The organism is Nocardiopsis sp. LDBS0036 (genome assembly GCF_041228755.1).
Classification (GTDB): Bacteria; Actinomycetota; Actinomycetes; order Streptosporangiales; family Streptosporangiaceae; genus Nocardiopsis; species Nocardiopsis dassonvillei.
This window is the reverse complement of the sequence record NZ_CP141103.1, coordinates 6,349,071-6,374,237: the sequence shown is the minus strand read 5'-3', so window position 1 is coordinate 6,374,237 and position 25,167 is coordinate 6,349,071. Positions and strand designations below refer to the sequence as shown.

19 protein-coding genes and 1 pseudogene are annotated in these 25,167 nt (G+C 75.6%); 2 read left to right on the top strand and 18 right to left on the bottom strand.

Annotated elements, in window-relative coordinates; genetic code table 11:
• The first annotated feature begins 153 nt into the window (after positions 1–153).
• Positions 154–423 (top strand): hypothetical protein, encoded by a 270-nt coding sequence (locus tag UIS43_RS27045; protein ID WP_232051748.1) that lies wholly within the window; start codon positions 154–156, stop codon positions 421–423.
• A 171-nt stretch (positions 424–594) separates the two neighbouring features.
• Here UIS43_RS27045 and UIS43_RS27040 read toward each other — a convergent pair.
• The 9 genes and pseudogenes from UIS43_RS27040 to UIS43_RS27000 all read right to left on the bottom strand — a co-directional run.
• Positions 595–846 (bottom strand): annotated as a pseudogene (locus UIS43_RS27040) (TetR/AcrR family transcriptional regulator); the annotation flags it as partial.
• A gap of 136 nt (positions 847–982) precedes the next feature.
• Positions 983–1,633 carry a flavin reductase family protein gene (locus tag UIS43_RS27035; RefSeq protein WP_370012045.1) on the bottom strand — a complete coding sequence of 217 codons (651 nt, stop codon included), beginning with the start codon at positions 1,631–1,633 and terminating at the stop codon, positions 983–985.
• A gap of 126 nt (positions 1,634–1,759) precedes the next feature.
• On the bottom strand, positions 1,760–2,905 hold the full coding sequence (locus tag UIS43_RS27030) for a mandelate racemase/muconate lactonizing enzyme family protein (RefSeq protein WP_013152100.1): 1,146 nt from the start codon (positions 2,903–2,905) through the stop codon (positions 1,760–1,762).
• A gap of 232 nt (positions 2,906–3,137) precedes the next feature.
• Positions 3,138–4,451 (bottom strand): ABC transporter substrate-binding protein, encoded by a 1,314-nt coding sequence (locus UIS43_RS27025; RefSeq protein WP_013152099.1) that lies wholly within the window; start codon positions 4,449–4,451, stop codon positions 3,138–3,140.
• 802 nt (positions 4,452–5,253) lie between these two features.
• The gene (locus UIS43_RS27020) at positions 5,254–6,453 is read right to left on the bottom strand and encodes an MFS transporter (protein ID WP_232051643.1); all 1,200 of its coding nucleotides are present in this window, start codon (positions 6,451–6,453) and stop codon (positions 5,254–5,256) included.
• A 230-nt stretch (positions 6,454–6,683) separates the two neighbouring features.
• A complete protein-coding gene (locus UIS43_RS27015; protein ID WP_013152097.1) occupies positions 6,684–7,502 on the bottom strand; it encodes an ATP-binding cassette domain-containing protein in 819 nt (272 codons plus the stop codon).
• Positions 7,499–8,536, bottom strand: coding sequence for an ABC transporter ATP-binding protein (locus tag UIS43_RS27010; protein WP_370012042.1), 1,038 nt, complete (start codon positions 8,534–8,536; stop codon positions 7,499–7,501). Before UIS43_RS27010 ends, UIS43_RS27015 begins: the two co-directional genes overlap by 4 nt.
• A gap of 145 nt (positions 8,537–8,681) precedes the next feature.
• Positions 8,682–10,547 (bottom strand): ABC transporter permease subunit, encoded by a 1,866-nt coding sequence (locus tag UIS43_RS27005; RefSeq protein ID WP_370012040.1) that lies wholly within the window; start codon positions 10,545–10,547, stop codon positions 8,682–8,684.
• On the bottom strand, positions 10,547–12,037 hold the full coding sequence (locus UIS43_RS27000; protein WP_370012038.1) for an ABC transporter substrate-binding protein: 1,491 nt from the start codon (positions 12,035–12,037) through the stop codon (positions 10,547–10,549). The genes UIS43_RS27005 and UIS43_RS27000 overlap by 1 nt, the downstream gene beginning before the upstream one ends.
• Before the next feature lie 697 nt (positions 12,038–12,734).
• Here UIS43_RS27000 and UIS43_RS26995 point away from each other — a divergent pair.
• Entirely contained in the window at positions 12,735–13,991 is a 1,257-nt protein-coding gene (locus UIS43_RS26995) for a hypothetical protein (protein WP_370012036.1), read from the top strand.
• Positions 13,992–14,214: 223 nt separating this feature from the next.
• Here the strand turns inward: UIS43_RS26995 and UIS43_RS26990 are convergent, their stop codons facing one another.
• The 9 genes from UIS43_RS26990 to UIS43_RS26950 all read right to left on the bottom strand — a co-directional run bounded on the left by UIS43_RS26990 (position 14,215) and on the right by UIS43_RS26950 (position 25,130).
• Positions 14,215–15,708 carry an ABC transporter ATP-binding protein gene (locus tag UIS43_RS26990; protein WP_117199345.1) on the bottom strand — a complete coding sequence of 498 codons (1,494 nt, stop codon included), beginning with the start codon at positions 15,706–15,708 and terminating at the stop codon, positions 14,215–14,217.
• On the bottom strand, positions 15,683–16,537 hold the full coding sequence (locus tag UIS43_RS26985; protein WP_013152091.1) for an ABC transporter permease: 855 nt from the start codon (positions 16,535–16,537) through the stop codon (positions 15,683–15,685). Before UIS43_RS26985 ends, UIS43_RS26990 begins: the two co-directional genes overlap by 26 nt.
• The gene (locus UIS43_RS26980) at positions 16,534–17,523 is read right to left on the bottom strand and encodes an ABC transporter permease (protein ID WP_071621670.1); all 990 of its coding nucleotides are present in this window, start codon (positions 17,521–17,523) and stop codon (positions 16,534–16,536) included. The genes UIS43_RS26985 and UIS43_RS26980 overlap by 4 nt, the downstream gene beginning before the upstream one ends.
• The gene (locus UIS43_RS26975) at positions 17,523–19,034 is read right to left on the bottom strand and encodes an ABC transporter substrate-binding protein (RefSeq protein WP_013152089.1); all 1,512 of its coding nucleotides are present in this window, start codon (positions 19,032–19,034) and stop codon (positions 17,523–17,525) included. Before UIS43_RS26975 ends, UIS43_RS26980 begins: the two co-directional genes overlap by 1 nt.
• 65 nt (positions 19,035–19,099) lie before the next feature.
• Complete coding sequence (locus tag UIS43_RS26970; RefSeq protein WP_126625048.1) at positions 19,100–19,375, bottom strand: ferredoxin; 276 nt, start codon at positions 19,373–19,375, stop codon at positions 19,100–19,102.
• Positions 19,369–20,598 carry a cytochrome P450 gene (locus UIS43_RS26965; RefSeq protein ID WP_071621668.1) on the bottom strand — a complete coding sequence of 410 codons (1,230 nt, stop codon included), beginning with the start codon at positions 20,596–20,598 and terminating at the stop codon, positions 19,369–19,371. The genes UIS43_RS26970 and UIS43_RS26965 overlap by 7 nt, the downstream gene beginning before the upstream one ends.
• 268 nt (positions 20,599–20,866) lie before the next feature.
• Positions 20,867–22,606 carry an ABC transporter ATP-binding protein gene (locus UIS43_RS26960; protein WP_013152086.1) on the bottom strand — a complete coding sequence of 580 codons (1,740 nt, stop codon included), beginning with the start codon at positions 22,604–22,606 and terminating at the stop codon, positions 20,867–20,869.
• Positions 22,603–24,462: an ABC transporter ATP-binding protein gene (locus UIS43_RS26955; protein ID WP_013152085.1), complete on the bottom strand. Its 1,860-nt coding sequence runs from the start codon at positions 24,460–24,462 to the stop codon at positions 22,603–22,605. The genes UIS43_RS26960 and UIS43_RS26955 overlap by 4 nt, the downstream gene beginning before the upstream one ends.
• Entirely contained in the window at positions 24,459–25,130 is a 672-nt protein-coding gene (locus UIS43_RS26950; protein WP_019610273.1) for a trans-aconitate 2-methyltransferase, read from the bottom strand. Before UIS43_RS26950 ends, UIS43_RS26955 begins: the two co-directional genes overlap by 4 nt.
• Between the last annotated feature and the right edge of the window lie 37 nt (positions 25,131–25,167).

Here is a 25,167-nt window from a genome sequence, read left to right as displayed (position 1 = left end):
TCACCCGCACGCCCGGGAGCGTCGCCGGTCGCGGTCGGCCGTCCCCGACCGACTGCGGAACCTCCTGGCAGCCTGCCTGGCCAAGAAGCCGGGCGACCGGCCCGGGGTGGACGAGGCCCTGGCGGCGTGCGCGGTCGGGGAGTGGGCAGGCGAGTGGTGGCTGCCGCCGTCTGCGCCGTCGGCGCCCTGGCCGTGAGCGCCCTCGGCGGGGCCCTCGCACCGCTCTCCATGATGCCCGCCTGGGCGCAGGCCGCAGCCCCGTTCTCCCCCGGCTACTGGGCGATGGCCCTGTTCGGGGCCGCCGTCGCCGGGGACACCGCGGGCGCGGTCCGCGCCGCCCTGGTCCTGACCGCGGTCGGGGCGGTGGCGGGCGCCCTGGCCTGCGTCCGTGTCGGCCGCGGCCTCGGGGACCTGCGGGGGTAGTGGCGCGGGGGCGGAGAGCCGAACCGGGTGCGGGGCGGGGCGGGGAACCACGCCGTGGGCGGTCGGCCCCGGCTCACGTTCCCTCGGTCGCCGCCTGTTCCGAGCGACGGCGCGGCGGACGCAGTCCCGCAGCAGGGCCCGCCGCCGGTCGTGCACGTCCGGGGGCTCCGTCGCGGTGGCGGCGTAGACGTTGCTCACCGGCGACCAGGCCATCGACATGGCGATGACCACGGCCATCACGTCGAGGGGGTCGCCCCGCCTGACCCGCCCGGCGGCCTGGGCCTCGGCGATGGCGCGGAGCTTGTGGTCGTCGTGGCGCTCGTGCTCCGCGACGAGGTGTCCTTCCGGACACCGCTCCAGACGGGCCCAGGCGGCGAGGCGGATGAGGTCGGGGCGGGCGAGGTACTCGTCGTAGAGGCGCACGGCCCAGTCGGCCAGGTCGTCGGCGTCGATGGGGGCGACGTTGGTGACGCGCTCCAGCGAGGCGAGGAAGACCGCGTCGAAGAGCCGTTCCTCGTTGCCGAAGGGGCGGGACGGGGCGCCGACATGTTCGTGGCCGTCAGGAGCCGGGCGTCTCGGAGCGGTGGGAGTGCCCGTACTGGCGCCCCAGCCCGAAGTAGTGGCGGAAGTTGTAGATCATCGGGTTCCAGCGCGCGGGATCGACGTGGTCGGTGCCGGGCACCACCAGGCGCTCGTCCGCGTGCACCCGCAGCACCTCGGCCTGGACCACGGTGAAGTCGCCCGAGGCGTCGGCGTCCACGCGCACCGCCCGGGCCTCCAGCTGCAAAGGGCACTCGGCCACGCGGGGCGGCGCGACCCGCTGCGACTCCTGCGGGGTCAGGCCCGCGGCGGCGAACTTGTCTGCCTCGAAGCGGCAGCCCGGCGGCTTGCCCGGGGGCACGGGCGAGCGCCCGGTGAGCGGGGCCAGCCGCTCGACGCTGGCCCAGTCCTCGGCGGCGGGGAAGCTGGCCACGAGTTCGGGGCGCGCCGCCAGGTTGCGCGCGGTCTGCCCGGTGGCCCCCAGACCCAGCACCAGCAGGTACCCCAGGGCCCAGGCCGAGGAGATCGGGGCGAGGTTGGGGGTGCCGTCCTCGTTGACGGTGGAGAGCAGCACCACGGGGGTGCCGAAGTAGAGGATGCGCGGTCGGATGGTGCGGTGGGAGAGGGGCGCGGCGGCGTGCCCCGGGGCCGTTCGCTGGTCGGTGGTCATGACCGGGACTCTAGGAGGCCGACACTTCGGCGGCGGTCGAACTGTTCCCGGCCCTCACACCATCGGACCGGCACCCGCGGACCGGTGTCCGGGGCGGGGCTCGCCCCGGCCCGGACACCGCTGCGGTCAGGCCTTGACGCGGTGGGTGTCGACCGTCCACGCGCGCGCCTGGTCGCTCAGGGTCACCCCCAGGCCGGGCCGGTCGGAGAGGTGCATGCGCCCGCCCGAGATCTCCAGGTGCTCGTTGAAGAGGGGGTCGAGCCACTCGAAGTGCTCCACCCACGGCTCGTGCCGGTAGGCGGCGGCCAGGTGGATGTGGACCTCCATCGCGAAGTGCGGGGCCAGCTGGAGGTGGCGCCGGTCGGCCATCGCCATGACCTGGAGGAACTGCGTGATGCCGCCGATCCGGGGCGCGTCGGGCTGGATGATGTCCGCGCCCCCGTGGCGGATCAGCTCGGCGTGCTCGGCGACGCTGGTGAGCATCTCCCCGGTGGCGATGGAGGTGTCGAAGGTCGCGGCCAGGCGCCCGTGGCCCTCGAAGTCGTAGGCGTCCAGCGGCTCCTCGATCCAGACCAGCCCGAACTCCTCGAAGGCCCGGCACATGCGCTGGGCGTCGGCCCGCGACCACTGCTGGTTGGCGTCCACCATCAGCGGCACGCCGTCGCCCAGGTGTTCGCGCACCGCCGCGACCCGGGCCAGGTCCGTGGCGCTGTCGGGGTGGCCGACCTTGAGCTTGATACCGCCGATGCCGTCGGCCACCGCCGCGGCCGACCTCTCCATGACCTCCTCGACGGGGGCGTGGAGGAAGCCGCCCGAGGTGTTGTAGCAGCGCACCGAGTCGCGGTAGCTGCCGAGGAGCTTGGCCAGCGGCAGGCCCGCCCGCTTGGCCTTGAGGTCCCACAGGGCGATGTCGAAGGGCGCGATCGCCTGGGTGGCCAGCCCGCTGCGGCCCACCGAGGCGCCCGCCCAGACGAGCTTGTCCCAGATCTTGCCCGTGTCGCTGGGGTCCTCCCCCAGCAGGACGGAGGCCACCTCCCGGGCGTGGGCGAACTGCCCCGGGCCGCCCGCACGCTTGGAGTAGCCGAACCCGACGCCCTCGTGACCGGCCTCGGTGGTGATCTCGGCGAAGAGCATCGCGACCTCGGTCATCGGCCGCTGGCGCCCGGTGAGGACCTTGGCGTCGCTGATGGGCGTGTTCAGGGGGAGGGTGACCGAGGAGATCGTGACGCTGGTGATGCGGTCCTGCGTGGCCGCTCCGGCGTGCGGGGTCATGGACGTCCTTTTCTCGTGCTCGTGTGCGCGTGTGCGGGCGTGTGCATGTGAGTGTGCGGGCGTGCACGTGCGGCCGTGTACGGACGCGGGTGCGGGAGCGGTGAACGTCCGCCGGGGCGGTGCCGTGTGCTCGTGCGCGGATACGCACGTGGACGGGCGCGGCCGGCGGCCTGTCGCCCCCGGGCGGCGTCCGGCGCGGCGCCCGTTCGCACCGGAGGCCGCGCCGGGCGGTTCAGGAGGTCTCGATGGCCGCCTCGACCTCGGTCATGAACTGTTCGGCGGCCTCAGCCGGGGTGAGGTCGCCGAAGGCGAGCCCGTCGCTGACGCGGCTGCTGATGTCCACGACCTGACCGGCGCCGATCGGCGCGGGCGGGTTGCCGTCCACGATCGTTCCCTCGATCTCGCCCATGAACTCGGCCATCCGGGCGTCGGACTCGGGCAGGTCGTCGAGGATGGCCTCGCGGACCTCGGTGTTGGCGGGCAGGCCCAGGTCGGCCAGGAGCAGCTCGGACGCCGCCGGGTCGTTGAGCATGTAGTCGACGAAGCGGGCCGCCTCCGCGGGGTGCTCGGAGCCCGCGGAGATCGAGTAGAACATGGCCGGTTTGAAGAACAGGCCGGTCCGGTCGAACTCGGTCTCCCCGGGGTAGCGCAGGAGCTGGATCTCGCGCCCGGAGGCCTCGACCACGTTGCCGAGCTGGTTGCTCCAGAAGTGCGCCATGGCGCCCTCGCCGGTGGCCACGACCGACTGGTCGATGCCGCCCGCCTGGATCTCCACGCTCCGGGCCGCGCTGGGCTGGCCGCCGTTCTCCAGCAGGTCCTGGGTGATCTCGTACCAGGCCTCCAGGGTCTCCTGGGAGAAGCCGAGGCTGCCGTCCTCGTTGTAGAGCGCCTCCCCGTGCTGGCGGGCGAAGACCTGGAAACCGGCCTCGTTGTAGCTCATGCTCTGGGCGCCGGCGATCTCGCCGCCGGTGCCCTCGCTGATCTGCCCGGCGATCTCGACGTAGTCCGCCCAGGTCCAGGTGTCGTCGTCGGGCATCTCCACCCCCGCGGCGGCGAAGGCCTCGGGGTCGGCGTGGATGGAGTAGGCGTTGACGCCGCTGGCCGCGCCGAAGGTCTGCCCGTCCAGCTGGCCGCTCTCGGCGACCAGCGGGTCGATCAGCGACAGGTCCAGGCCCTCGGCCTCGCCCAGGTCGAGCAGGGCTCCGCGGTCGGCGTACTCGCGCAGGTAGCGCTCCTCCTGCATGAGGACGTCCGGGGAGTCGTTGGCCGCGGTGGTGGTGGCCAGGCGGTCCCAGTAGGCGGACCAGTCGGTGGTCTCCGCCGTGATCCGGATGTCGGGGTTGTCCGCCTCGAAGTTCTCGATGACCTGGAGCATGGTGGCCTGGCGCTCGTTGGAGCCCCACCAGGAGAAGCGCAGCTCGACGGTGCCGTCGTCGGAGCCCGAGCAGGCGGAGGCGAGCAGGACCGTCGCCGCGGCCGCGGCGGTCGCGGACAGGGCGGTGCCGCGGCGGCCGTGTCGGCGCACTCGGCCCGGGGGTACGCGCATGGTGGTGTTTCCCTTCGGCTTCCGGCTCGCGCCGGTGACGGCTGTGGCTTCGGTGGGGCGTCCGCGCCCGGCCGTCCGGGGGAGGCGGACACGGACGTGTGCGTGGGAACACAGGGGAGAAACGGTTCGAAGTGGTCTGGTAAGCGCTATCCAAGGACTATGATGGTCAGTTTCTAGCACCGCGTTCACATGGGTGTCAATGGTTCACATCCATGGACCGCCTGGTGGACCACCCCGCCGCATCGGCACCCCCTCCGGCCGCGCCCGGCACCGCACAGGTCCGCCGCCGCATGCCCGCCGCGTCCCTCCACGGGCCCGCCGCGCGCCCCCGGTTCCGCGCCACGCGCCCGCCACCACGCGTGTTCTCGCTGCCAGCAGCGCTTTAGGCACCCACGGCGGCGTTGGCGGCACGGTCGCCGGAAGGGGGCGACGCGCACTGCCGAGTCCGCATGCCGCCGAACACCGTGCACCGCCGACTCCGCATGCCACTGGGCGCAGGACTCGGCCGGACACCATGCACCGCCGAGCGCCGCACACCATGCGCACCAGGACGGCCTCTCACCCCTCCGCCCTTGCCTCCAGCTTGGAAAGCGCTTACCCTCCCCTGGTGCGCAGCGTAAGTCCATGGGCGAAAGCCCTCACCCGCGTCGGTGGGCACGCCCGCTCACGGCGGGCCGCGCCGACGGGGTGGAGCGACCCGCCGTGGACCCGTGTGCGACACCGCGCCGTGGTGGGGGCGGTGCCGGCCGGCGCCCTGCTCCGGGGCGCCCGTCGGCACGGCGGACCGGGGGCCGTGCCCTGTTCAGGGGCGGCCCCGGCCGGGCGCCAGCACCGCTCCGGCGAGGGGCACCAGGGCGAGCAGGAGCCAGGGCAACGGTCCGCCCAGGTCCAGCAGCGCCCCCGCGGGCACACTGCCCAGGAGCACCACCAGTCCCGACAACGAGGACAGCGCGCCCGTGAACAGGCCCAGGTGGCGGTCCTCTACCAGGTCGGGGATCCAGGCCCGCACCGTGGGCACGATGAGCACCTGGCCCAGGGTCAGCGCGGTGACGAACACCGCGGAGGGCACGAGCCCGCCCAGCGCGCCGACCGGCATCGACGCGGCGGCCCCGGCGAAGCCCAGGCAGATCAGCGCCAGCCCCCACACCAGCGTCGCGCGCCGCGTCAGACGGGCGGAGGCCCAGCGCAGCATCGGCACCTGCGTGGCGATGTAGAGCAGCGACGCCCACGCCAGCAGCCAGCCCAGCGCCGTCTGGGAGCCGGTCGCCCGCTCCACCTCCGCTGGCAGGGCCAGGTAGAGCTGGTTGTAGGCCAGCAGGTAGCCGCTGTAGGCCAGGCTCAGCGCCAGGAACCGGCGGTTGCCCAGCAGCAGCCGCAGCCCCTCCCGCAGGCGCGGCGTTCCCCGGTCGGCCGACGCGGGCGCGCCCGGCGCGGTGCGGGGCATCAGCCGCAGGTGCCCGGCCAGCACGGCGGCGAAGACCGCGGCCCCGGCCAGACAGGCGGCGCGGAAGCCGCCGAGCAGCAGCAGGGCGCCCAGCGGCGGTCCGACGAGGGTTCCCGCCTGTCCCGCGACGGAGAACAGGGCGAGCATCCGGGTGCGGGGTTCACCGGTCCTCCGCTCGTGCCGCACGGCCTGGCGCACGATCTCGGTCTCCACGGCCGGGGAGAACAGCGCGGCGGCGAAACCGATGAGCAGTACCGAGGCGATGACCGACGCGGTGCCCTGGGCGAAGCCGAGCCAGCAGAACCCGGCCACGCGCAGCGCGCAGCCCGCCAGCACCACCGGGCGCGCGCCGAACCGGTCGGTGAGCGTGCCGCCCACCACGAACAGACCCTGCTGGCTGAAGGTGCGCAGGCCCAGCACGAGGCCGACCAGCCACCCGGCCAGGCCCAGAGCGCCGCCGAGGTGGTCGGCGAGGTAGGGCAGGACCGCGAAGAAGCCGACGTTGAACGCGAACTGCGAGCCGATCAGCAGCAGGGGCAGCGCGGGCAGGCCGCACACGTCGCGCAGCGCCGCGGCCCCGCGGGCGGTGGTCCGGGACAGGACGTTCCCGCTCCCGGCTACGGCCCTGTTCCCGTTCCCGCTCTCATTCCCAGCCCTGTTCCCGGCCCCGTTCCCGGGCTCGCTCTCGCTCCCGGCCCCGCTCCCGTTCCCGATCCCGGCCCTGTCCCCGCTCTTCCCGTGCCCGCTTCCGCTCCCGTGTCCGTTCCTGCGGGGCTGCCGTGCCGGGCTCACGGGGCGCTCGGCAGCGGCCGGTCCCCGGAGGCGCCGGGGAGGGCCGGTACGGCCTCCACCAGTTCGCGGGTGTAGGGGTCGGCGGGGTCGGAGCACACCCGATGGGCGGGGCCGGTCTCCACCAGCCGTCCCGCGCGCATGACCGCCGCGCGGTGCGCGACGTGCCCGACGAGCGCCAGGTCGTGGCAGATGAACAGGTAGCCCAGCCCCAGTTCGTCCTGGAGGCCGGTGAGCAGGTTGAGCACCCCGGCGCGCACGGAGGAGTCCAGGGCCGACACCGGTTCGTCCAGGACCAGCAGGCGCGGCTCGCAGGCCAGCGCGCGGGCGATCCCCACCCGCTGGCACTGCCCGCCGGAGAGCTCGTGGGGCAGCCGGTCGCCGTGCGCGGGGTCCAGTCCGACCTTCTCCAGGAGTTCGGCCACCCGGGCGGGACCGGTCGCGCGGTCCCAGCGGCCGTGGATGCGCAGGGGTTCGGCGACGGCGTCGCGCACGCGCAGGCGCGGGCTGAGCGAGCCGTAGGGGTCCTGGAACACCGGCTGGATCGCGGGGCGCAGGGCGCGCAGCTCCCTCTCGCCCATGGCGGTCAGCTCCCGGCCCCCGAAGAGCACCGTCCCGCCCTGGGGCCGGCGCAGTCCGATCACGGCCGCGGCGGTGCTGGACTTGCCGCACCCCGACTCCCCGACCAGGGCGAGCGTCTCCCCCGCGCCGATGTCGAAGGAGATCCCGTCGACGGCCGTGACCGGGGCGGCCCGCCGGGTGCGGCCCGGGTAGCGCACCACCAGGTCGCGCACGCTCAGCAGCGGTGGGGTGGTCATGTCGTCCTTTCCCGTGGTGTGTGCGCGGTGTCCGTGAACAGGGAGGAAGCCGGGTCGGGCAGGTCCTGCCAGCGGTGGCACGAGACCAGCCTGCCCGACTCCCCGGCTACCGCGGGTGAGGGCTCCTCGGCGTGGCACCGATCCTCCGTCAGCGGACAGCGGGGCGCGAAGGCGCAGCCGCCGGGCAGCGCCTCCGGTGAGGGGGGCGTTCCGGCGATGGCGGGCAGGCGGCGGTCCCCGGCCCCGGGCCGGGGCAGCGCGGCGACCAGGCCGACGGTGTAGGGGGCGCGCGGCCGGGTCAGGACCGGCCCCACCGGGCCCGACTCGACGTGGCGTCCGGCGTAGACGACCACCACCCGGTCGGCGTAGCCGCCGACGACGCCCAGGTCGTGGGTGACCAGGACGACCGAGGTGCCGGTCCGCTCCCGCAGCCCGCACAGCAGTTCCAGCGTCCGGGCCTGCATCCTGGGGTCGAGGGCGGTCGTGGGCTCGTCGGCGAACACCAGGTCGGGTTCGTTGACCGTGGCCATCGCGATGACCGCCCGCTGGCGCATGCCGCCGGAGAACTCGTGCGGGTAGGCGTGCGCGCGTCGGGCGGCGTCGGGGATGCCGACCCGGTCCAGTGCGGCCACCGCCCGCTCCCACGCCGCGGCCCGGCTCATCCGACGCACGGAGCGCAGGGCGCGTACGAGCTGGGCGCCCACGGTGTGCACGGGGCTGAGCACGGCGAGCGCGTCCTGGGGCACCAGGGACATCCGCCGCCCGCGCAGGGTCCGCAGGACGGCGGGCGGTGCGCCGACCAGCTCCTGTCCGTCCAGGCGGACGCTTCCGGTGACGGAGGCGCCGTAGGGCGCCATGCCCAGGACGGCGCGGGCGGTGACCGACTTCCCGGCCCCGGACTCCCCCACGAGCGCGAGCACCTCGCCGGGGCGCACGTCGAAGGAGAGCCCGCGCACGGCGCGGACCCCGCCCCCTCGCCGTCCGGGCAGGGTGACCCGCAGGTCGCGGACCGACAGCAGGGCCTCGTCGCTCATCTGCGTCCTTCCGGGGAGAGTTCGGCCTTCGGGCCGGAGAGGAGAGGGACCGGGCCCCGCGCGGCGGGGCGGCGGACGCGGCCGCGCGTCCGGGACGGGCCGCCGACCGCCGCGCCCGCGCGGAGGAGCCCGCCTTCTTCACAGGTCACGTCAGGGCTCCTGGGGACGGCGCGGTCGCGGCCGGGCGGGAACCCCGGCGCCACGGGGGTGTCCACGAGCCCTGGGGAAGCGTGGACGAGGAGACCGCGAACGCGGCCAGCAGCAGGAGCATGGCGGCCGGGGCCAGCGCCGCCAGGGGCGCGCGCTCCACGTAGGCCAGGGACTCCGACAGGCTCAGGCCCCACTCCGCCGAGGGCGGCTGCGAGCCCAGGCCGAGGAAGCCGAGCGAGGCGATGGCCAGCGCGATGCCCGGCAGGCGCAGCACGGCGTGGCGGGCCACCGGCCCCAGGACCGCGGGCAGCACGTGCCGGACCAGGATCCAGCGGGGGTCGGCGCCCAAGGCCCGCTGCGCGGTCAGGTAGGCGGCCGCGCGCGTCTCCTGGACCAGCGCGGAGGTGTGCGCGGCCAGCGGGGGCCAGGAGACCAGGGCCACGGCCACGGCGGCGCCGAGGGGGCCGGGCCCGGCGATGGCGGCCACCAGGATTCCGGCGATCACCGGGGGCAGGGCGTTGGCCATCTCCGAGGCGCCCGCCGACAGCGCGGGAACGAACCCGATCAGCAGGGCCGCGGCCAGGCTGGCCAGGCACACCAGCGCCGCGGTGCCCACGGTGGCCAGGGCGCCGTGCCCGAGCCGGGCCAGGACGTCGCGGCCGACCGCGTCGGTGCCCAGGGGGTGGTCCCAGGAGGGGGCGGCGAGGCGCTGGGCCACCTCGACGGTCATGGCGTCGCGGGTCAGGCCCCACAGGCACACCGTCAGGATCAGCGCCGCGCACACCGCGGGCACCGCGCGGCGCACGGCCCCCGCGGGGGCGGTGGGCGGCGGGGGCAGGGACAGGGCCGCGTCGTTCAGGCCGGGGCCCAGCAGGAGGCGACGGGCGGCCTGGGCGGCGATCCCGGCCGCGGTGCCGAGCAGCACGAGGCCGAGCACGGCGCCCTGGAGCAGCGGCAGGTCCTGGGACTGGGCGGCGCCCAGGGCGGTGCGGCCGATCCCGGGGACGGCGAAGACCGTCTCCACCGCGACGGCGCCGCCGGTCAGGCCGACGGCGACCATGGCGAACTGGGGGATGAGGGCGGGGGCGGCCCGGCGCAGTGCCGCGGCGGCGACGGCGGCCGGGGAGCAGCCCGAGGCCGTCCACAGCCCCACCCAGCGCTCGGTGAGGACGGCGGGCAGCGCGTCGTCGAGCAGCCGTCCCAGCAGTCCGCCCGCGGGCAGGCCCAGCGCCAGCGCCGGGAGCACGAGGTTCACCGGCTCCTGCCAGCCGTAGGGCGGCAGCCAGCCCAGCCACACCGAGAGGGCGACCATGAGCAGGACGGCGACGAGGAACTCGGGCAGGGCCGTGAACACCGCGGCGGCGGCCCCGCTGCCCGACCCGCCCGGGCGCAGGGTGCCGCGCGCCCCGCGCACCAGCGTGGGGGCGCACAGCACGGCCGCGACGAGCAGGGCGACGGCGAGCGCGGCGCCCATGACCGTCAGGGACACGCCCATGGCCGAGACGACCGTGGGCAGCACGGGCGCGTCGGAGACCCAGGACCGGCCGAGGTCGCCCTGGAGGACACCGCCGAACCAGCGGGCGAGGGTCACCGCGGGACCGTCGGCCAGGCCGAGGTCCTCGCGGATGGCGTCGAGCACCTCGGGCGTGGGCGCCTGCTCGGCCGAGCGGGCGCGCAGCACCGACAGGGCGGGGTCGCGTCCGGACAGCCAGGGCAGGAGCCCGACGACGACCGTGACCAGGACCAGGGCGGCGACGCGCGAGACCAGGGGCAGGAGCCACCCGGACCCGCGGGCGCCGGTGCGGCCGGGGGGCGCGGTGTGACCGGGGGCGCCGGTGCGGTCGGGAGCGGCGGCGGCCATCAGTTCAGCCGGGTCCGCGGGGTGACGAGCAGGCGCTCGCGCGGGTCCTTGGCCGAGTCCACGACGTTGGCGGCGTCGCCCTGGATGACGCGTTCGTGCAGCATGGGGATGGCGGCGTCGGTTGCCAGGACGGCGGCCTCGGCCTCCAGGATCGCGGCGCGCCGCTCGTCGCCCGCGGGGGTGCGCTCGGCCTCCTCCAGGGCCGCGTCCACGTCCTCGTCGCACAGCTGGGCGATGTTGAAGGACCCGTCGCAGGAGAAGTCGCTCGTCATGTAGGCGACGGGGTCGCCGGAGTCCAGAACGGTGGCGCGGGAGAGGATGAACGCGTCGAACTCGCCGTTGAGGGCGTCCTCCTCGATGTTGGCGTACTCGCGCACGACCTGCTCGACCTCGAACCCGGCCTCCTCCAGCTGCTGCTCCAGGACGGTGGCCACCTCGGGCAGTTCGGGGCGGTCGGTGAAGGTGGCCAGGGTGATGGCGGCGCCGTCGGGGTCGGCGGCCTCGGCGGCCTCCGGGCGTTCGGGGCGGTCGGCGGCCCAGGGCAGCGCGGGGCCCAGCAGTCCCTCGGCCGCGTCCGCGCGCCCCTCGTAGACGCCGTCCACCAGCGTCGGGCGGTCGATGGCCTCGCGGGCGGCGGCGCGCAGGCCGGGGTCGGTGAAGGGCCCGTCCTGGGTGTTGAGGTAGAGGGTGTTGGTGCGCGGCATCGGGACCTCGGTGATGAGTTCCGGGTCCAGCAGGGCGGCCTGGGAGGTGGGCACGGCCTCGACGATGTCGGCCTCGCCGGTGCGCAGGGCGGCGGCGCGGGCGGTGCCGTCGGGCACGAAGCTGACGTCGATGCCCGGGGCCAGGGCGGCCTCACCCCAGTAGCCGTCGTAGCGGTCCAGGCTCGCGGAGGTGGTGCCGTTGACCTCGACCAGTTCGAAGGGGCCCGAGCCGGTGCCGACCGGGCTGACCGTGTCGCCCTCGTAGGCGCTCTCGGCCAGGATCGACAGCTGCGGCGAGGACAGGCGCTGGGGGACGAGCGGGTCGGCCTCGGCGGTGGTGACGGTGACCGTGTCGCCCTCGGCCTCGACCCCGAGTTCGACGCCGTCGAGGATGCGCGGCTTGGGCGAGGCCTGCGCGGCGTACTCCAGGGAGTGGGCGGCCACGTCGGCGGTCAGCTCCGTGCCGTCGTGGAAGGTCACCCCGTCGCGGATGGTGAAGGTCCAGGTGGTGTCGTCCACCTGGGTCCAGTCGGTGGCCAGGCCGGGCTGGGGGTCGCCGACCTCGTCCAGGACGACGAGGGTCTCGGCGGTGCTCCAGCGCGAGAGCTTGAAGGCGTCGTCGGTGAGCGGCGAGAGGGCCGACCTCGGCGGCAGCAGCATCGCCACCGCGATGCGCCCGTCCTCCTCGGATGCGGCGGTGTCGCCGCCGGAGGGGAGGCAGGCGGTCAGCAGGAGGGCGGAGGCGGCGGCCAGGCAGGCGCCGGGAGGGATCTTGCGCAGGTGCACGGCGGTTCTTCCGGGTCGGGGGCGGGGAGGCCGCCGCGGCGCGCGGACGCCTCAGCGGACCAGAGCAGCATATGACAACCGTTTTCATTATTGATCCCCCGTGCCCCGCCCAACAGGGACGAAGCGGGACGCGGGGGCGCGCCGGGCCGCCGCACTGGGGGGCGCGGAAGTCCGGCGTGGAAGGGGATACCCGGTTTGTCCCAGGGGTCTCGGCCGCCGGGGTCATGTGCGGCCCGGGCCCGCACGAGAGGCCCACGCCACGCGGGCAAGTGAGGCCCGACACTCCCCGTGCGTCTCGCCGACCCCGCCCGGCGGTCGGCTGCCCGGGAGGCCGTCCTCCGCCGCCGACCGGATCGGACGCCCCGACGACCGCGGGGACCGCGCCCGTCCGCGCATTCGGGCAAGGGCGGAACCGCTCGATTTCCCCGCCACCGCGCACCCGCTCATGGAAATGGCCGGAACCGGCCATGACCCCGCGCCATTCAGTGAACCCGGAAAACCTCTGAACAGCACTTTCAATCCGATCCGGAAACCACTCCTGGGAACGGCCTTCCCTTGGCGCCACCCCGGAGTCCCCTGCTAATCTCACGGTGTTCTCCACAAGCCCTAGGCCCCGTCGAGCTGGAAACCCATGCCAGAAGAACCCGCCAGGAGAAAAGGCGGAGTCACACGGGACTTCCTGTCGCGTGGCACGAAGATGGCCCTGGCCATATTCCTCCCCGGAGCCAGGGTCCTGGTCTTCTTCTCCGCTCTGAGCGCGTACGGCCCCGAAATCCCGGCGTCCTACGGGAGCACGCTCTCCCTTCTGCTGGTGGTCATGTCCCCGGGCACGGCCTACCAGATCCTCGTGGTCGCCCGCCTGCGCGGGGAAACGCTCCTGCGGGACACGGAGAAACCGGCCGCCCTCGCCGCCGTGGTGCTGGCCGGCTCCGTGTTCCTGTCCGCGGCCGCCCTGGTGGCGGGCGGCGGCGTCCTCTTCTTCCAGCACTCACCCGCCCTGTTCGCCGCCTACTACCTCGCCTGCCTTCCGTCCGTGTTCATCGCTCCCCTGATGTACGCCGCCGGGGGGATCCTGGTGGTCACCGGCCAGGAGGGCGTGCGCCTGCGCACGAGCGTGGAGAACTTCGCCGGTTACGCGGTACTCGCCGCCGCCGTGTTCCTGTGGCAGCCGCCGCCGGTGGTCGCGCTGGTGGTGATCGGCGCGGGCTGCTCCCTGATCGACCTCGCGACGCTCGTCCGCACCGTGCTGCGCACTGAGCCACGGGCGAGGACCGCCGCCGTCAGAGCGGTGCGCACCGGCGCCCGGAGGATGTTCTCGGCGCACGTGATGCGCTCCGTTCCGGGCTCCTTCTCGGGGTCGTTCGACGTCCTCGTGCTGGTGGTGACCTTCGCTCTGGTCGCGCAGATCGCCACCTCCCTGCCGGTGGCCCAGGCCGCCGCCACCGTCGCCTTCATCACGGTCGTCCGCACACTGGTGGTACCGCTCAAGCCCTACGGCATGGTGGCGGGCCGACTCCTGCGCGCTTCCGAAGGCGTTCCCGGGGACCCCACGCGCCGGCTGCGCCTGTTCACCGCGTCCATGGCTCTTGTGCTGTGGCCGGTCGCGCTGCCGTTCCTGGCCGCTCCCGGCCCGATCGCCGGACTGCTGGGCCTGGAACAGGAGCCCCTGGTGCTCTGGGGTGTGCGGCTGGTGGGCGTCCAACTGCTGCTGGAACCCTGGGCGGGTTTCCTGTCGTCGGTGCTCAAGGTCGTCATCGCACCCCACGCCACCGTGCGCGGCCTCGTCGTCCTGCTGTGGTGCACCGCTCTGCCGGTGATCGCGCTGTTGGCCCTGGCCGGACTCTTGAACCTGCTGTCCCTGTGGCTGGTCCTGGTCACGGCCCGCGCCGGATTCGCCCTGTACACGGCGTACACGGCCAGGCGTTTCGTGTTACGGACGGAGGCAGCGCGTTGACGGGACCGGCCTGACCGTCCCCCCCGCTTCTCGAACCCTCCGGTGCCCGGAGCGGGCCGGGCCTGGGCGCGCCGCACCCTGGCGGACCGGAGCGCGCGGGCGGTGGCGGGCCCGCCCGGGAACCCGGCCGCCCCCTCGGGACGGCCCCGGAACCGGACCTTCCGTCCGGCACCGGTGCGTGCCCGGTGGTTCTCGGCCTGACTACGCGCTTCCGGTCCGGCGGCTAGGGCACGGTGAGGCCCTCGGGGTCCAGCTTCCGGTGCTCGGGGTCCAGCGCCAGCATCCGGTCGGCGCGGGCGGCGACGTCGCGGTCGTGGGTGACCAGGAGCACGGCCAGCCCGTGTTCCTCGCGCAGGGAGTCCAGCAGCTCCAGGACCGTGCGGGCGCTGGCCGCGTCCAGGGCCGAGGTGACCTCGTCGGCCAGCAGGAGGCCGGGGCGCGCGGCCAGGGCGCGGGCGATGGCCACCCGCTGGCGCTGGCCGCCGGAGAGCCGCCCGGGGTGGGCGTCGGCGACGCTTCCCGGCAGGCCGACCCGCGCGAGGAGGTCGGGGACGCGGGCGCGGGCCTCCGCGCGCGAGAGCCCCAGGAGCACGCGGGCGGGGCGGGCCAGCGCCGTGCCCACGCGGTGGGCGGGGTTGAGCGCCCCCACGGGGTCCTGTCCGACGAACTGGACCGCTCGCAGGAGGGGTCGGTCCCGGTCGCGCAGGCGCGGCGGCAGCGGAGCGCCGTTCAGGGCCATGCTCCCCGAGGCGGGCGGATGCAGTCCGGCGACGGCGCGCAGCAGCGTGGACTTGCCGCTTCCGGAAGGGCCCAGGACCGCGACGCACTCGCCGCGTCGCACCGACAGGTCCGCCGCGGCGATCAGCTCCCGTCCGCCGGGAGCGGTCACGCGCACGCCCCGGAGCCCGAGCACCTCGGCGCCGCCGGAGGGGATGGCGCGCTCCGCGTCCGCTCCCCGCGCGTCGGAGAAGCTCCCCAGCACGAGGCGGTCGTCGGCCACGCGGTCCGCGAAGGCGCGGTCGTGCGTGACGACGACCGTGACCCGGCCGGGCCTCCCTCGCCGCCGCTCCAGTACCCGCACCACCAGTTCCACCGTGGCGGGGTCGAGGCCGCTGGTGGGTTCGTCCAGCACCAGCACGCGGGGGTCGCCCACGAGCGCCCTGGCCAGCGCCACGCGCTGGGCCTGCCCGCCGGAGAGCTCGTGCGGGCGGCGGCGTCCCACGGCGTCGGGGTCCAGGCCCAGATCCGCGAGCACGCCGCGCACGGCCCGCCGCGCGTCCCGGCCTCCGGGACGCGGCGGCACCCCCGCCGCTGGACTGGAGAACGGACCTCCCTCCACCACCGGTCCGGAGCGCGGCAGCCCCTCCGCCACCAGCGCGAACACCGTGCGCAGGGGGTGCAGGTCCGAGGCCGGGTCCTGGCCGAGGATTCCGGCGTGGGCCAGCCGCCAGCGACGCGCCGCACGTCCGGCGGGGATCGGCGTCCCGTGCCAGCGCACCTCCCCGGCCTCGCGCACCAGCCCGGGCGGCAGGGCGTCCAGGGCGGCCAGCACGGCACTCGTCTTTCCGCCGCCGGACCCGCCCATGACCGCCAGGACCCGCCCGTCCGGCACCCGCAGGTCCACCGGGCCGACCACGGTCCGGCCCTCCAGGTTCCGCACGCGGATCCCCAGCGCGCTCAGCCCCGCGTCCTCAACCACCGAACCCACCGGATCCACTGTCACCGAGAGCCTCCTTCCTCCTTCTCGCGAAACCCCTCCGCCGGGGCCGGACGCCGTCGCGGCGCGGGGAGAACTGGGCGGCCAGGGCGAGGACGACCGTGGTCGCGCCCAGGGCGGCGGCCGGTGCGGCCACGGCCCAGGGGTTCATCGCCGCGCCGGCCATGTTCTCGCGCAGCATCAGCGCCCAGTCGGGCGCCGGAGGGGAGGCGCCGAAGCCCAGGACGCCCAGCGCCGAGGCGACCTGGAGGGCCACCACCAGACGCAGGCCCAGGTCGGCGGCGACCAGCCCGCGCACGGCGGGCAGGACCTCCCGGAACAGGATCGACGCCGGGCGCTCGCCCCGGCACCGGGCGGCCTCCACGTACCCCGACGCGCGCACCGAGCGGACGGCGTCGCGGACCACCCGCAGGGTGAGCGGCGCCCCGCCGCACACCGTGGCCACCACGACGGCCGCCCGGCCGGGCAGCGCGACCGCCGCGACCAGGGCCAGCAGCAGCGAGGGGACGGCCAGCATGAGGTCGGCCGCCGCGGTGAGCGCGCGGTCGACCGCGCCCGCGGCCCAGCCCGCGGCCAGTCCGCCGACGACGCCGACGGCCGAGGCGCACACCGCGGCCGCCACCGAGACGGTCAGCAGCTCCCCTCCCCCGGCGAGCACGCGCGACCACACGTCCCGGCCGAGGGCGTCGGTGCCCAGCGGGTGGCCGGGCGCGGGTCCCCGCCAGGGCACGCCCAGGGGCTCGGTGGGGTCGTGGGGCGCCAGCCAGTGCCCCAGGAGCGCGGCGGCCAGCACCGCGACCAGCAGGACCGGGAACAGCGCGCGGCTCACGGCGTCCTCCCCCGGGGGTCGGCCACGGCCGCGACGGCGTCGGCCATGAGCAGGCCCGCCAGGACGACCGCCGCCGCCAGCACCGCCGTGGCCTGCACCACGGGCAGGTCGCGCGAGGCCAGGGAGGCGACCAGGAGCGAACCGAGCCCGGGGTAGCCGAAGAGGGTCTCCACCACGGTCGCGGCGGCCACGAGCCCGCCCGCGCTGACGGCCAGGACACGGGTGAGGGGCGCGAGCAGGAAGGGCAGCACGTCCACGGCCGCGACCCGCCAGGCGGGGCTGCCCCGGCGCCGGGAGTCGGCCACGTGGGGGCGGCGCAGGGCGTCGGCCACCGCGCCCGAGAGCAGGCTCGCGCCGAACAGGGCGGTGGGCAGCGCCAGGGACAGCACCGGCAGGACCAGCAGTTCGGGGCTCTCGGTCGGCGGCCTGCCCGGGGGCAGCAGCGACACCGGCGGGACCAGGCCCAGTGCCCCGGAGAGCAGGGCGGCCAGACCGCTGGCCACCACGGCCGAGGGCAGGGCGGCGCCGCCGGTCAGCAGCGCGGTCGGCGCTCCCCCGCCCCGGCGGGCCGAGCCCGCCCACCAGCCCAGGGCGAGCATGGCGGGCGCGGCCAGCAGGAGCGCTCCCCCGACGAGCGCGAGCGTGGCGGGCAGCCGCTGGAGGAGGGCGTCGGCGACGGGCCGCCCGTTGACCAGGGAGACCCCGAGGTCGCCGGTGGCCAGGGAGCCCGCCCACGCGGCGTAGCGCTGCCAGGCGGGCGCGTCCAGGCCCAGTTCCTCGCGCAGCCGCTGGACCTCCTCCTGCTGCGCTCCGGGGACCGCCCGCAGCTGGGCGGCGTCGCCGGGCAGCAGCTCGGTGGCGGCGAAGACCGCGGCCGACACCGCCACCAGCAGGAGCAGGGCCCTCGCGGACGCGAGGAGCAGGGCCCTGCCCGTTCCCCGCGTCCGCGGCACGGCGCCGGGCGGCGCCGCGTGGGTGGGGGTCATCAGCCCGGCACCCCGACCTGTTCGACGCGCAGCCGGTGGAACCCGGGGCCGGTGGGCAGGTCGGTCACGCCGGGCGCGGTGAGGTCGATCCCGTCGCCCACGCCCCAGACCACGTAGCCGCCCTCGTCGGCGATGCGCTGCTGGAGTCCGCCCAGGGCCGCGTGGCGCTCGGCCTCGTCGGCGGTGGCCAGCGCGTCGTTGAAGGCGGCGTCCCACTCGGGGTCGTTCCAGCCGGTCTCGTTGATGGGGCCGTCCGCGAGCAGCGCCATCCGGGAGAAGTCCACGAAGCCGTTGCCGCCGAGGCTGTTGAGGTAGAAGGGTTCGACGTTCCAGACCTCGGTCCAGTAGGTGTCGGGGGCTCCCACCTCGACCTCGACCTCGATCCCGGCCTCGGCGAGCTGCTCGGAGACCAGCACCGCGGCCTCCTCCATGCCGGGGTAGGAATTGGTGGCGTGCAGGGTGAGGGACACCCCGCCGCCGTGCCCGGCCTCCTCCAGCAGTTCGCGCGCCCGGTCCAGGTCGCGCTCCACCGGGGGCGCGTCCGGGGCGAAGGGCTCCAGGGGGCTGAGGAGGTCGGCGCCGGGCTCCCCGTAGCCCAGGAAGACGGTCTCCACGAGCTGCTCGCGGTCCAGGGCGAGCTTGACCGCCTCGCGGACGTCGGGGTCGTCGAAGGGCTCGGTCTCCAGGTCCATGACCAGCGGGTAGTTGACGCCGCCGGGGCGGGTGACCACCTCGACCTCACCGCCGTCGGCGTACTGCTCGGCGGTGGCCGGGGCGACGCTCCCGGCGACGTCGGCCTGCCCGGAGGCGACGGCGGCGGCGCGCGCGGCCGGGTCGGGCATGGCGGTGATCTCCAGCCTCTCGTAGGAGGGCGCCTCACCCCACCAGTCGTCGTTGCGGCTCAGGACGGAGGTGGTGTCGTCGCCCTCGTCCAGGACGAAGGGGCCCGAGCCCGCGACGGGCTCGGTGATGTCCTCGCTGCCCTCGGGCACGACGAAGGTGAGGGAGGCCAGGGCCAGGCCGACCTCGGCGTAGGGCTGGCGGGTGACCAGTTCCAGCCCGTGCTCGCCGGTGGCGCTGGAGGCCTCCAGGTCGAACATGGACAGGCGGCCGTTGTTCTCCGCGCCCTTGCCCTGGATGCGGCGCAGCGAGAACAGGACGTCGTCGGCCGTGACGGGCTGGCCGTCGGAGAAGGCGGCGTCGTCGCGCAGGGTGACGCTCCAGCGGGTGAGGTCGCCGTCCACCGGCTCCCACGCCGTGGCCAGGCGCGGCTGGACCGCGCCCTGCTCGTCGGTGACGGTGAGGACGTCGTAGAGCATGGCGAAGCGCAGGTAGTCGGCCTCGTTGCCGACCCGTCCGTGCGGGTCGTGGGTGGTGGCGGCGGGCGCCCCCACCGCGGCGTAGCGCAGGGCGGCTTCCTCGGAGGCGGCGGTCTGCTCCCCTCCGCCGCCGCAGCCGGTCGCGACCAGGGCCAGTGCGCACGCACCGGCCATGAGGGATCGTCGTCTCATCGTGGGGCCTTTCGGATCGGGGCCGTGGTCGGCACGGCCCGGGGGATGGTGTCCTGACTCGGGGGTCAGGAGGCTTCGTGGACGCTGACGGCGCCCGAGGGGCACCAGTCGGCCGCCGTCAGGGCGCGCTCGCGGTCCCGCTCGGGTACGTCGGCGCGGAGCAGGACCACCAGGCCGTCGTCGTCCTGGTCGAAGAGGTCGGGGGCGGCCCGGACGCACTGTCCGGCTCCGGCGCACACGCCGGTGTCGGCGTGCAGGCGCAGCGGGCCGGGATCGGGCGAGGCCTCGGCCCCGTCGGGGCCGGACGGCTCGCCGGCCCGGTCGCGGTCGGGGCTCACCACGACACCGGCACCTCCTCCAGCCCGAAGATCGCCGAGGCCGAACGCTGGGGCAGCTCCTCCAGCGACACCGCCCGGCGCAGGGTGGGCACCTGCTCGAACAGCGTCCGCAGGGCCACCTCGATCTCCAGGCGCCCCAGGTTCTGCCCCACGCACTGGTGCGTCCCGTAGCCGAAGGCGACGTGGCCCCGCTGCGAGCGGGTCACGTCCAGTTTCCCGGGCTCGGGGAAGGCCGCGGGGTCGCGGTTGGCGGCGCCGAGCAGCGCGATGTATCCGTCGCCCGCCGGGATGGTGGCCCCGTCCAGGGGGATGTCCTCGGTGGCCACGCGCAGGGTGATGACGTCGGCCACGGACAGGTAGCGCAGGAGTTCGTCCACCGCGCCCGGCCACAGCGAGGGGTCCTCGCGCAGCAGGGCCAGCTGGTCGGGGTGGTCCAGCAGGGCCAGCGCCGCGAGCGGGATCATGTTGCGCGAGGTCTCGTGCCCGGCGTTGAGCGTGATGCCGATCTGGGAGAGCAGGGACTGGCGGGTGATCTCCCCGCGCGCCAGGGGGCCGGTGACCAGGCGGCTGATGAGGTCGTCCCGCGGGTCGTCGGCCTTCTCGTCGATGAGCCGGTTGATCAGGCCGAACAGGTCGGCGAGCGCGGCGCCCACCTCCTCCTCGGTGCTGTCGCGCCCGCCCGAGACCGTGGTGATGCGCCGGAAGAACTCCAGGTCCTCCAGGGGGACGCCGAGCAGGCGGCAGATGACGGTCGTGGACACCCGGTTGGCGTACTCGCCGACCAGGTCGGCGGGGGTCGGCAGGGAGAGCAGGTGGCGGGCCTGCTCGGCGCAGATCCGCTCGATCTCCGGGCGCATCTCGCGCACCCGGCGCACGGTGAACTCGCCCACGAGCATGCGGCGGACACGGGTGTGGTCGGGCGGGTCCATGCGGATGAAGGGGCGCAGGTCGGCGGCGACCGCCTGTTCGCCCCTGCCCAGGGCAGGGAAGGCGGGGTGGCGGGCGTCGGAGCTGGAGGCGGGGTGGGACAGCGCGGTCCGCACGTCGTCGTAGCGGGTGAGGAGCCAGGCCTGCTTGCCGCTGGGGATCGTGACCCGGGTCAGGGGGGCGGCGGCGCGCATCCCCTCGTAGGCCTCGGGCGGGGAGAAGGGGCAGGAGCGGGCCAGGGGGAACTCCGCAGGGGGCGGGGCGGCGGAACCGTGTTCCTCGGGCGCGGATGCGGTCATCTGTGTCGTCTCCTCGGGGGAACGAAGGGGCAAGGGGATGGCGGGGGGCGGTCCGCGCGGCGGCGTGCCGTCGCGGGCGGGGTTCGGGACGGTTCGGAATGCCGCTGTGGGTGCGGTTCAGAACGGGACGGGCGGACGGGGCCCGGGGCCGCCAGGGCGGCCTGTGCGTACGTGGTTCGGAAAGGGACGTGTGGGGCCCGCGCGCGGCGGTGGGGGCGCCGCGCGCGGACGCGATCGGGACCGGTCCGGGTCGGACGGCCGCTCCGGGTCAGGAGGGTTCGGCGGTCAGCCTCCAGCCCCGGGCCCGCTCGCGCGCACGGGCGAACTCGGCGTGGCGCCCTCCCGCGGCGAGGAGTTCGGCCGGGGTTCCGGCCTCCGCGACGCGTCCGGCGTCGAGGAAGACCACCCGGTCCGCGGCGGCCACGGTGGCGGGCCGGTGGGCGATGACGAGCACCGTGCGCTCCCGCGCCAGGGAAACGGCGGTCGCGGTCAGCAGCGCCTCGTTCTCCGCGTCCAGGGCGGCCGAGGCCTCGTCCAGGACGACGACCGGCGCGTCCTTGAGCAGGGCGCGGGCGATGGAGACCCGCTGCTTCTGCCCGCCCGAGAGCGAGGCGCCGCCCTCGCCGACGCGGGTGTCCCAGCCGTCCGGCAACTCGGCCACCACCGCGTCGAGGCCGGAGGCGGCGGCCACCCGGTCCAGGTCCTCCCGCGTGGCCGCGGGGTCGGCCAGGAGCACGTTCTCGGCGATGCTCGCGTCGAACAGGTACACGTCCTGGAAGACCATCGCCACGTGCCGGGACAGCTCCTCGCTGCCGACCGAGCGCACGTCCACCCCGCCGAGGCGCACGCTGCCCGCGTCGACGTCGTGGAAGCGCGCCAGCAGCCGGGCCACCGTGGTCTTGCCCGAACCCGAGGGCCCGACCAGGGCGGTGAGCGTCCCGGGTTCGGCCCGGAAGGAGACCCCGTCCAGGACGCGGGGCCCGTCCGGGGCGTAGGAGAAGGACACGTCGTCGAACTCCACGTCCGCGCCCCGGGGCGGCACCGGCGTGTCCGGTTCGGGGAGGGGGCGCGCCTCCAGGACGGCGTTGATCCGGTCGAGCCCGTTCGTCGCCATCCTCAGGGCGGCCCCCTGGTCGGCCGCGCCGGACAGGGGGTGGACGAACCTGGCCACGAGCACGAGCAGCGCGACCGCCAGGGGAGCGTCGAGGGTGCCGCCGAGCGCGAGGAACACGGTGGCGACCAGGAGCAGGCCGAAGGCCAGGCGCACCGCGAAGGAGTAGCCGAGCAGGGCGGGGACCGCGCGCAGCAGCAGGCGGCGGGCGGCGCCGTGCTCGGCCTCCAGCGCCGCGTCGAGGCGCTGGCCGCCCTTGTCCGTCCTGCCGAAGGCGCGCAGCACGGGCTGGGCGCGGGCGTACTCCAGGACCCGGTCGGCGGCCTCGTCGGTGACGGCGTCGCGTGCGGCGTCGTTGCGCCCGACCGCCTCCCCGGACAGGGTGAAGACCATCCACAGCAGCGGGAGGCAGGCGGCGGCCGCGAGCGCGATCCGCCAGTCCCACACGAACAGGGCCAGGACCGAGACGAGGGGGGTGACCACCGCGTCGGCCAGGGGCGGGTACAGGTGCACGGGCAGGCTGGTGGCCCGGGAGACGCCGTCGGTGGCGAGGCGGTTGAGCTCCCCGACCCGGCCTCCGGTGAACCATCCCAGGGGCAGGCGGACGACGTGGTCGCCGAGCCGGTGGTGCAGGGCCCGCGAGAGCGCGCCGCCGACGCGGAAGTTGAGGTACAGGCTGCCCGCGCGCAGGACAGCGTAGACGGCGGTGGCGGCGAGCAGGACGGCCGCCCAGGGCCAGGCCCGGTCCGGGTCGGGGCCCAGGAGGTGGGACAGCACGGGCACCAGGAGGGCGAACAGCACGCCCTGGAGGGCCGAGACGACGGTGGTGAGCGCGAGGCTCGCGCGCATGGGCCCGGCCTGCTCGGGTCCCAGGGCCTTGAGGAAGGCGCGGATCACTGGTCTTCTCCCGGTTCGTCTCGTGCGGCCCCGTCATGGGCGTCCCCGTCACCGGCCTCCGGGTGCTGGGCGCGCCACAGGTCGGCGTACCGGCCGCCGCGCGCCAGCAGCTCGCCGTGGGTGCCGCGCTCCACCACGCTCCCCTCGTCCATGACCGCGATGAGGTCGGCCCCGGCCACGGTGCTCAGCCGGTGCGCGATCACCAGGACCGTGCGGCCCCGGGCCAGTTCGCCGAGGGCGTCCTGGATGGCCGCCTCCGACACCGGGTCCACGGCGGCGGTGGCCTCGTCCAGCACCAGCACGGGGGTGTCGGCGAGCAGGGCGCGGGCGATGGAGACCCGCTGGGCCTCACCGCCGGACAGGTCGGCGTCCTCGCCCACCACGGAGTCGTAGCCGCGCGGCAGCGCCTCGATCCGTTCGGCGACGCGGGCGGCGCGGGCGGCCTCCTCCACCTCCTCACGGGTCGCCCCGGGGCGGCCCATGGCGATGTTGTCGGCCACGGTCTCCCGCAGCAGCCGCACGTCCTGGAACACGAAGCCGACCGTGCGGTACAGCTCCTCGGCGGGGATGTCGCGCACGTCCGCCCCGCCCACGGTGACCGCGCCCGCCGTGACGTCGGCGAAGCGCGCGGGCAGGGTGGCCAGGGTGGTCTTGCCCGCGCCGGACGGGCCGACCAGGGCGGTCACGGTGCCCGGTTCCAGGACCAGGTCCACGCCGCGCAGGACCTCCTCGCCCGCTCCGCTCCCCTCGGCGCCGTCCTGGGCCGGGTAGGCGAAGCGCACCCCGTCGAAGACCACGCGGGCGCCCCGCGGTCCCCCGCCGGAGCCCTCGGGCAGGGGCGGGGTGGCGAGCAGGTCGCGGACCCGTCCGGCGGCGGCCCGCGCCGTCTGGATCTGCTGCACCCGCGAGCCGATCACGTTCATCGGCGCGCACAGCGCAGGGGCCAGCAGGGCGAAGGCCACCACTGAGACGGGTTCGCTCCAGCCCAGGGCGGCGAAGCCCGCCCCCGCCGCCACCACGGTGACGGTGACCGTGGGCGCCGACAGCACCAGGAAGGAGGCGACCGTGGCCGGGGTGGTGGCGCGCGACCAGGAGACGAAGAAGTCCGCGAAGGCGTCGGCGGCCCGGGTGAAGCGCTCGTGGGCCCTGCGGTGGCCGCCGAAGTGCTTGACCACCTGGATGCCGTCCACGAACTCCACGGCCGCGGTGTTGACCGCGCCCATCGCCTCGGCGTACTCGGCCATCTTCTTCATGGACCCGGCCATGGCCCGCGCGAACAGCAGGACTCCCGCGGCCACCGGCAGCACCGCGACCAGGGTCAGGCGCCAGTCCACGGAGGCGAGGTAGGCCAGGGCGACCACGGGGACCGCCACGACGGCGGCCAGGTCGGGGAGGGTGTGGGCGACCAGGGAGTGGACGTCCTCGATGTCGTCGTGCAGGGCCTTCTTGACCCGGCCCGAGCCGCGGCCGGAGAACCAGCCCAGCGGAACCCGCCCCAGGTGGCGGGCCAGGGCGCGCCGCACGGACAGCTGCATGTCGTTGTCGGCCAGGTGCCCGACCAGGGTGGAGGCGGTGCCCGCGGCCAGGGCGGCGACCGCTCCGGCCAGCGCGACCGCGACCAGCGTCCACACCAGGGCGGTGTCGGTCGGCCCGTCGGCCAGCAGCGCGGCGGCGGCCTCGGCCAGGCAGATCAGGGGGACGAGGCCGAGCGCGCTGGCCAGGCCCTGGAGGACCACGGCAGCGCGGACGCGCCCCCGGATCGGCTCCAGGAGGACGCCGAGCGGGGAGGGCGCGCGCCCGGTCCCCGGCTCCGGCGCGGCCTGTGTGCGCGGGGAGGTGTCCTGTGCGGTGCTCACCTGACCAGCACCCCGATCTCCGGGGTGGCCTCGCGGCCGGTCCGGGGCAGGCGCCGCACGGACATGCCGGACTCCTCGGCGAGGCGCTCGACGCCGAAGGTCTCCCAGTCGTACTCGTCGTCGACGGTGCGCACCAGGTCGCCGCCGCGGAAGACCCGCCACTGGGTGCGCCAGCGCATGGTCCCGGGCCCGGCGGGCTCGCCGGACATCCACCACTCGTAGGTCTGGTCGCCCACGGTCTCCCGGCACATGCGCACGGACGGGATGGAACGGGGGGTGTCCACCCCCATCAGCTCCACGACCACGGGGCCGCCCGGAGGGAGCCGTTCGGCCAGGCGCCGCCACAGGACCAGGCGTTCGGCGCGGGGGATGTGCCCGGCCACGCCGAAGACGACCGCGGCCGAGATCGAGTCCGGCAGCGGCAGGTCCTGGGCGGGTTCGGGCAGCACGGTGACGCGTCGGCGCAGGTCGGGGTCGGCGAAGACGCGGCTGGTGAGGATCGCGCGCATGTTCGGCGAGGGCTCGGCCGAGTGGATCCTGGCCGAGGGCAGGATCTCGGCGATGGCGGCGGTCACCAGTCCGGTGCCCGCGCCGATGTCGACGACGGGTCCGTGGGCGGTGTCCAGGCCGGTCAGCGCCGCGCGCAGGGCGGGCGTGCTGGTGACCATGTGCCGGTGGCCGACGAGGTCGAAGAACTCGGCGCCC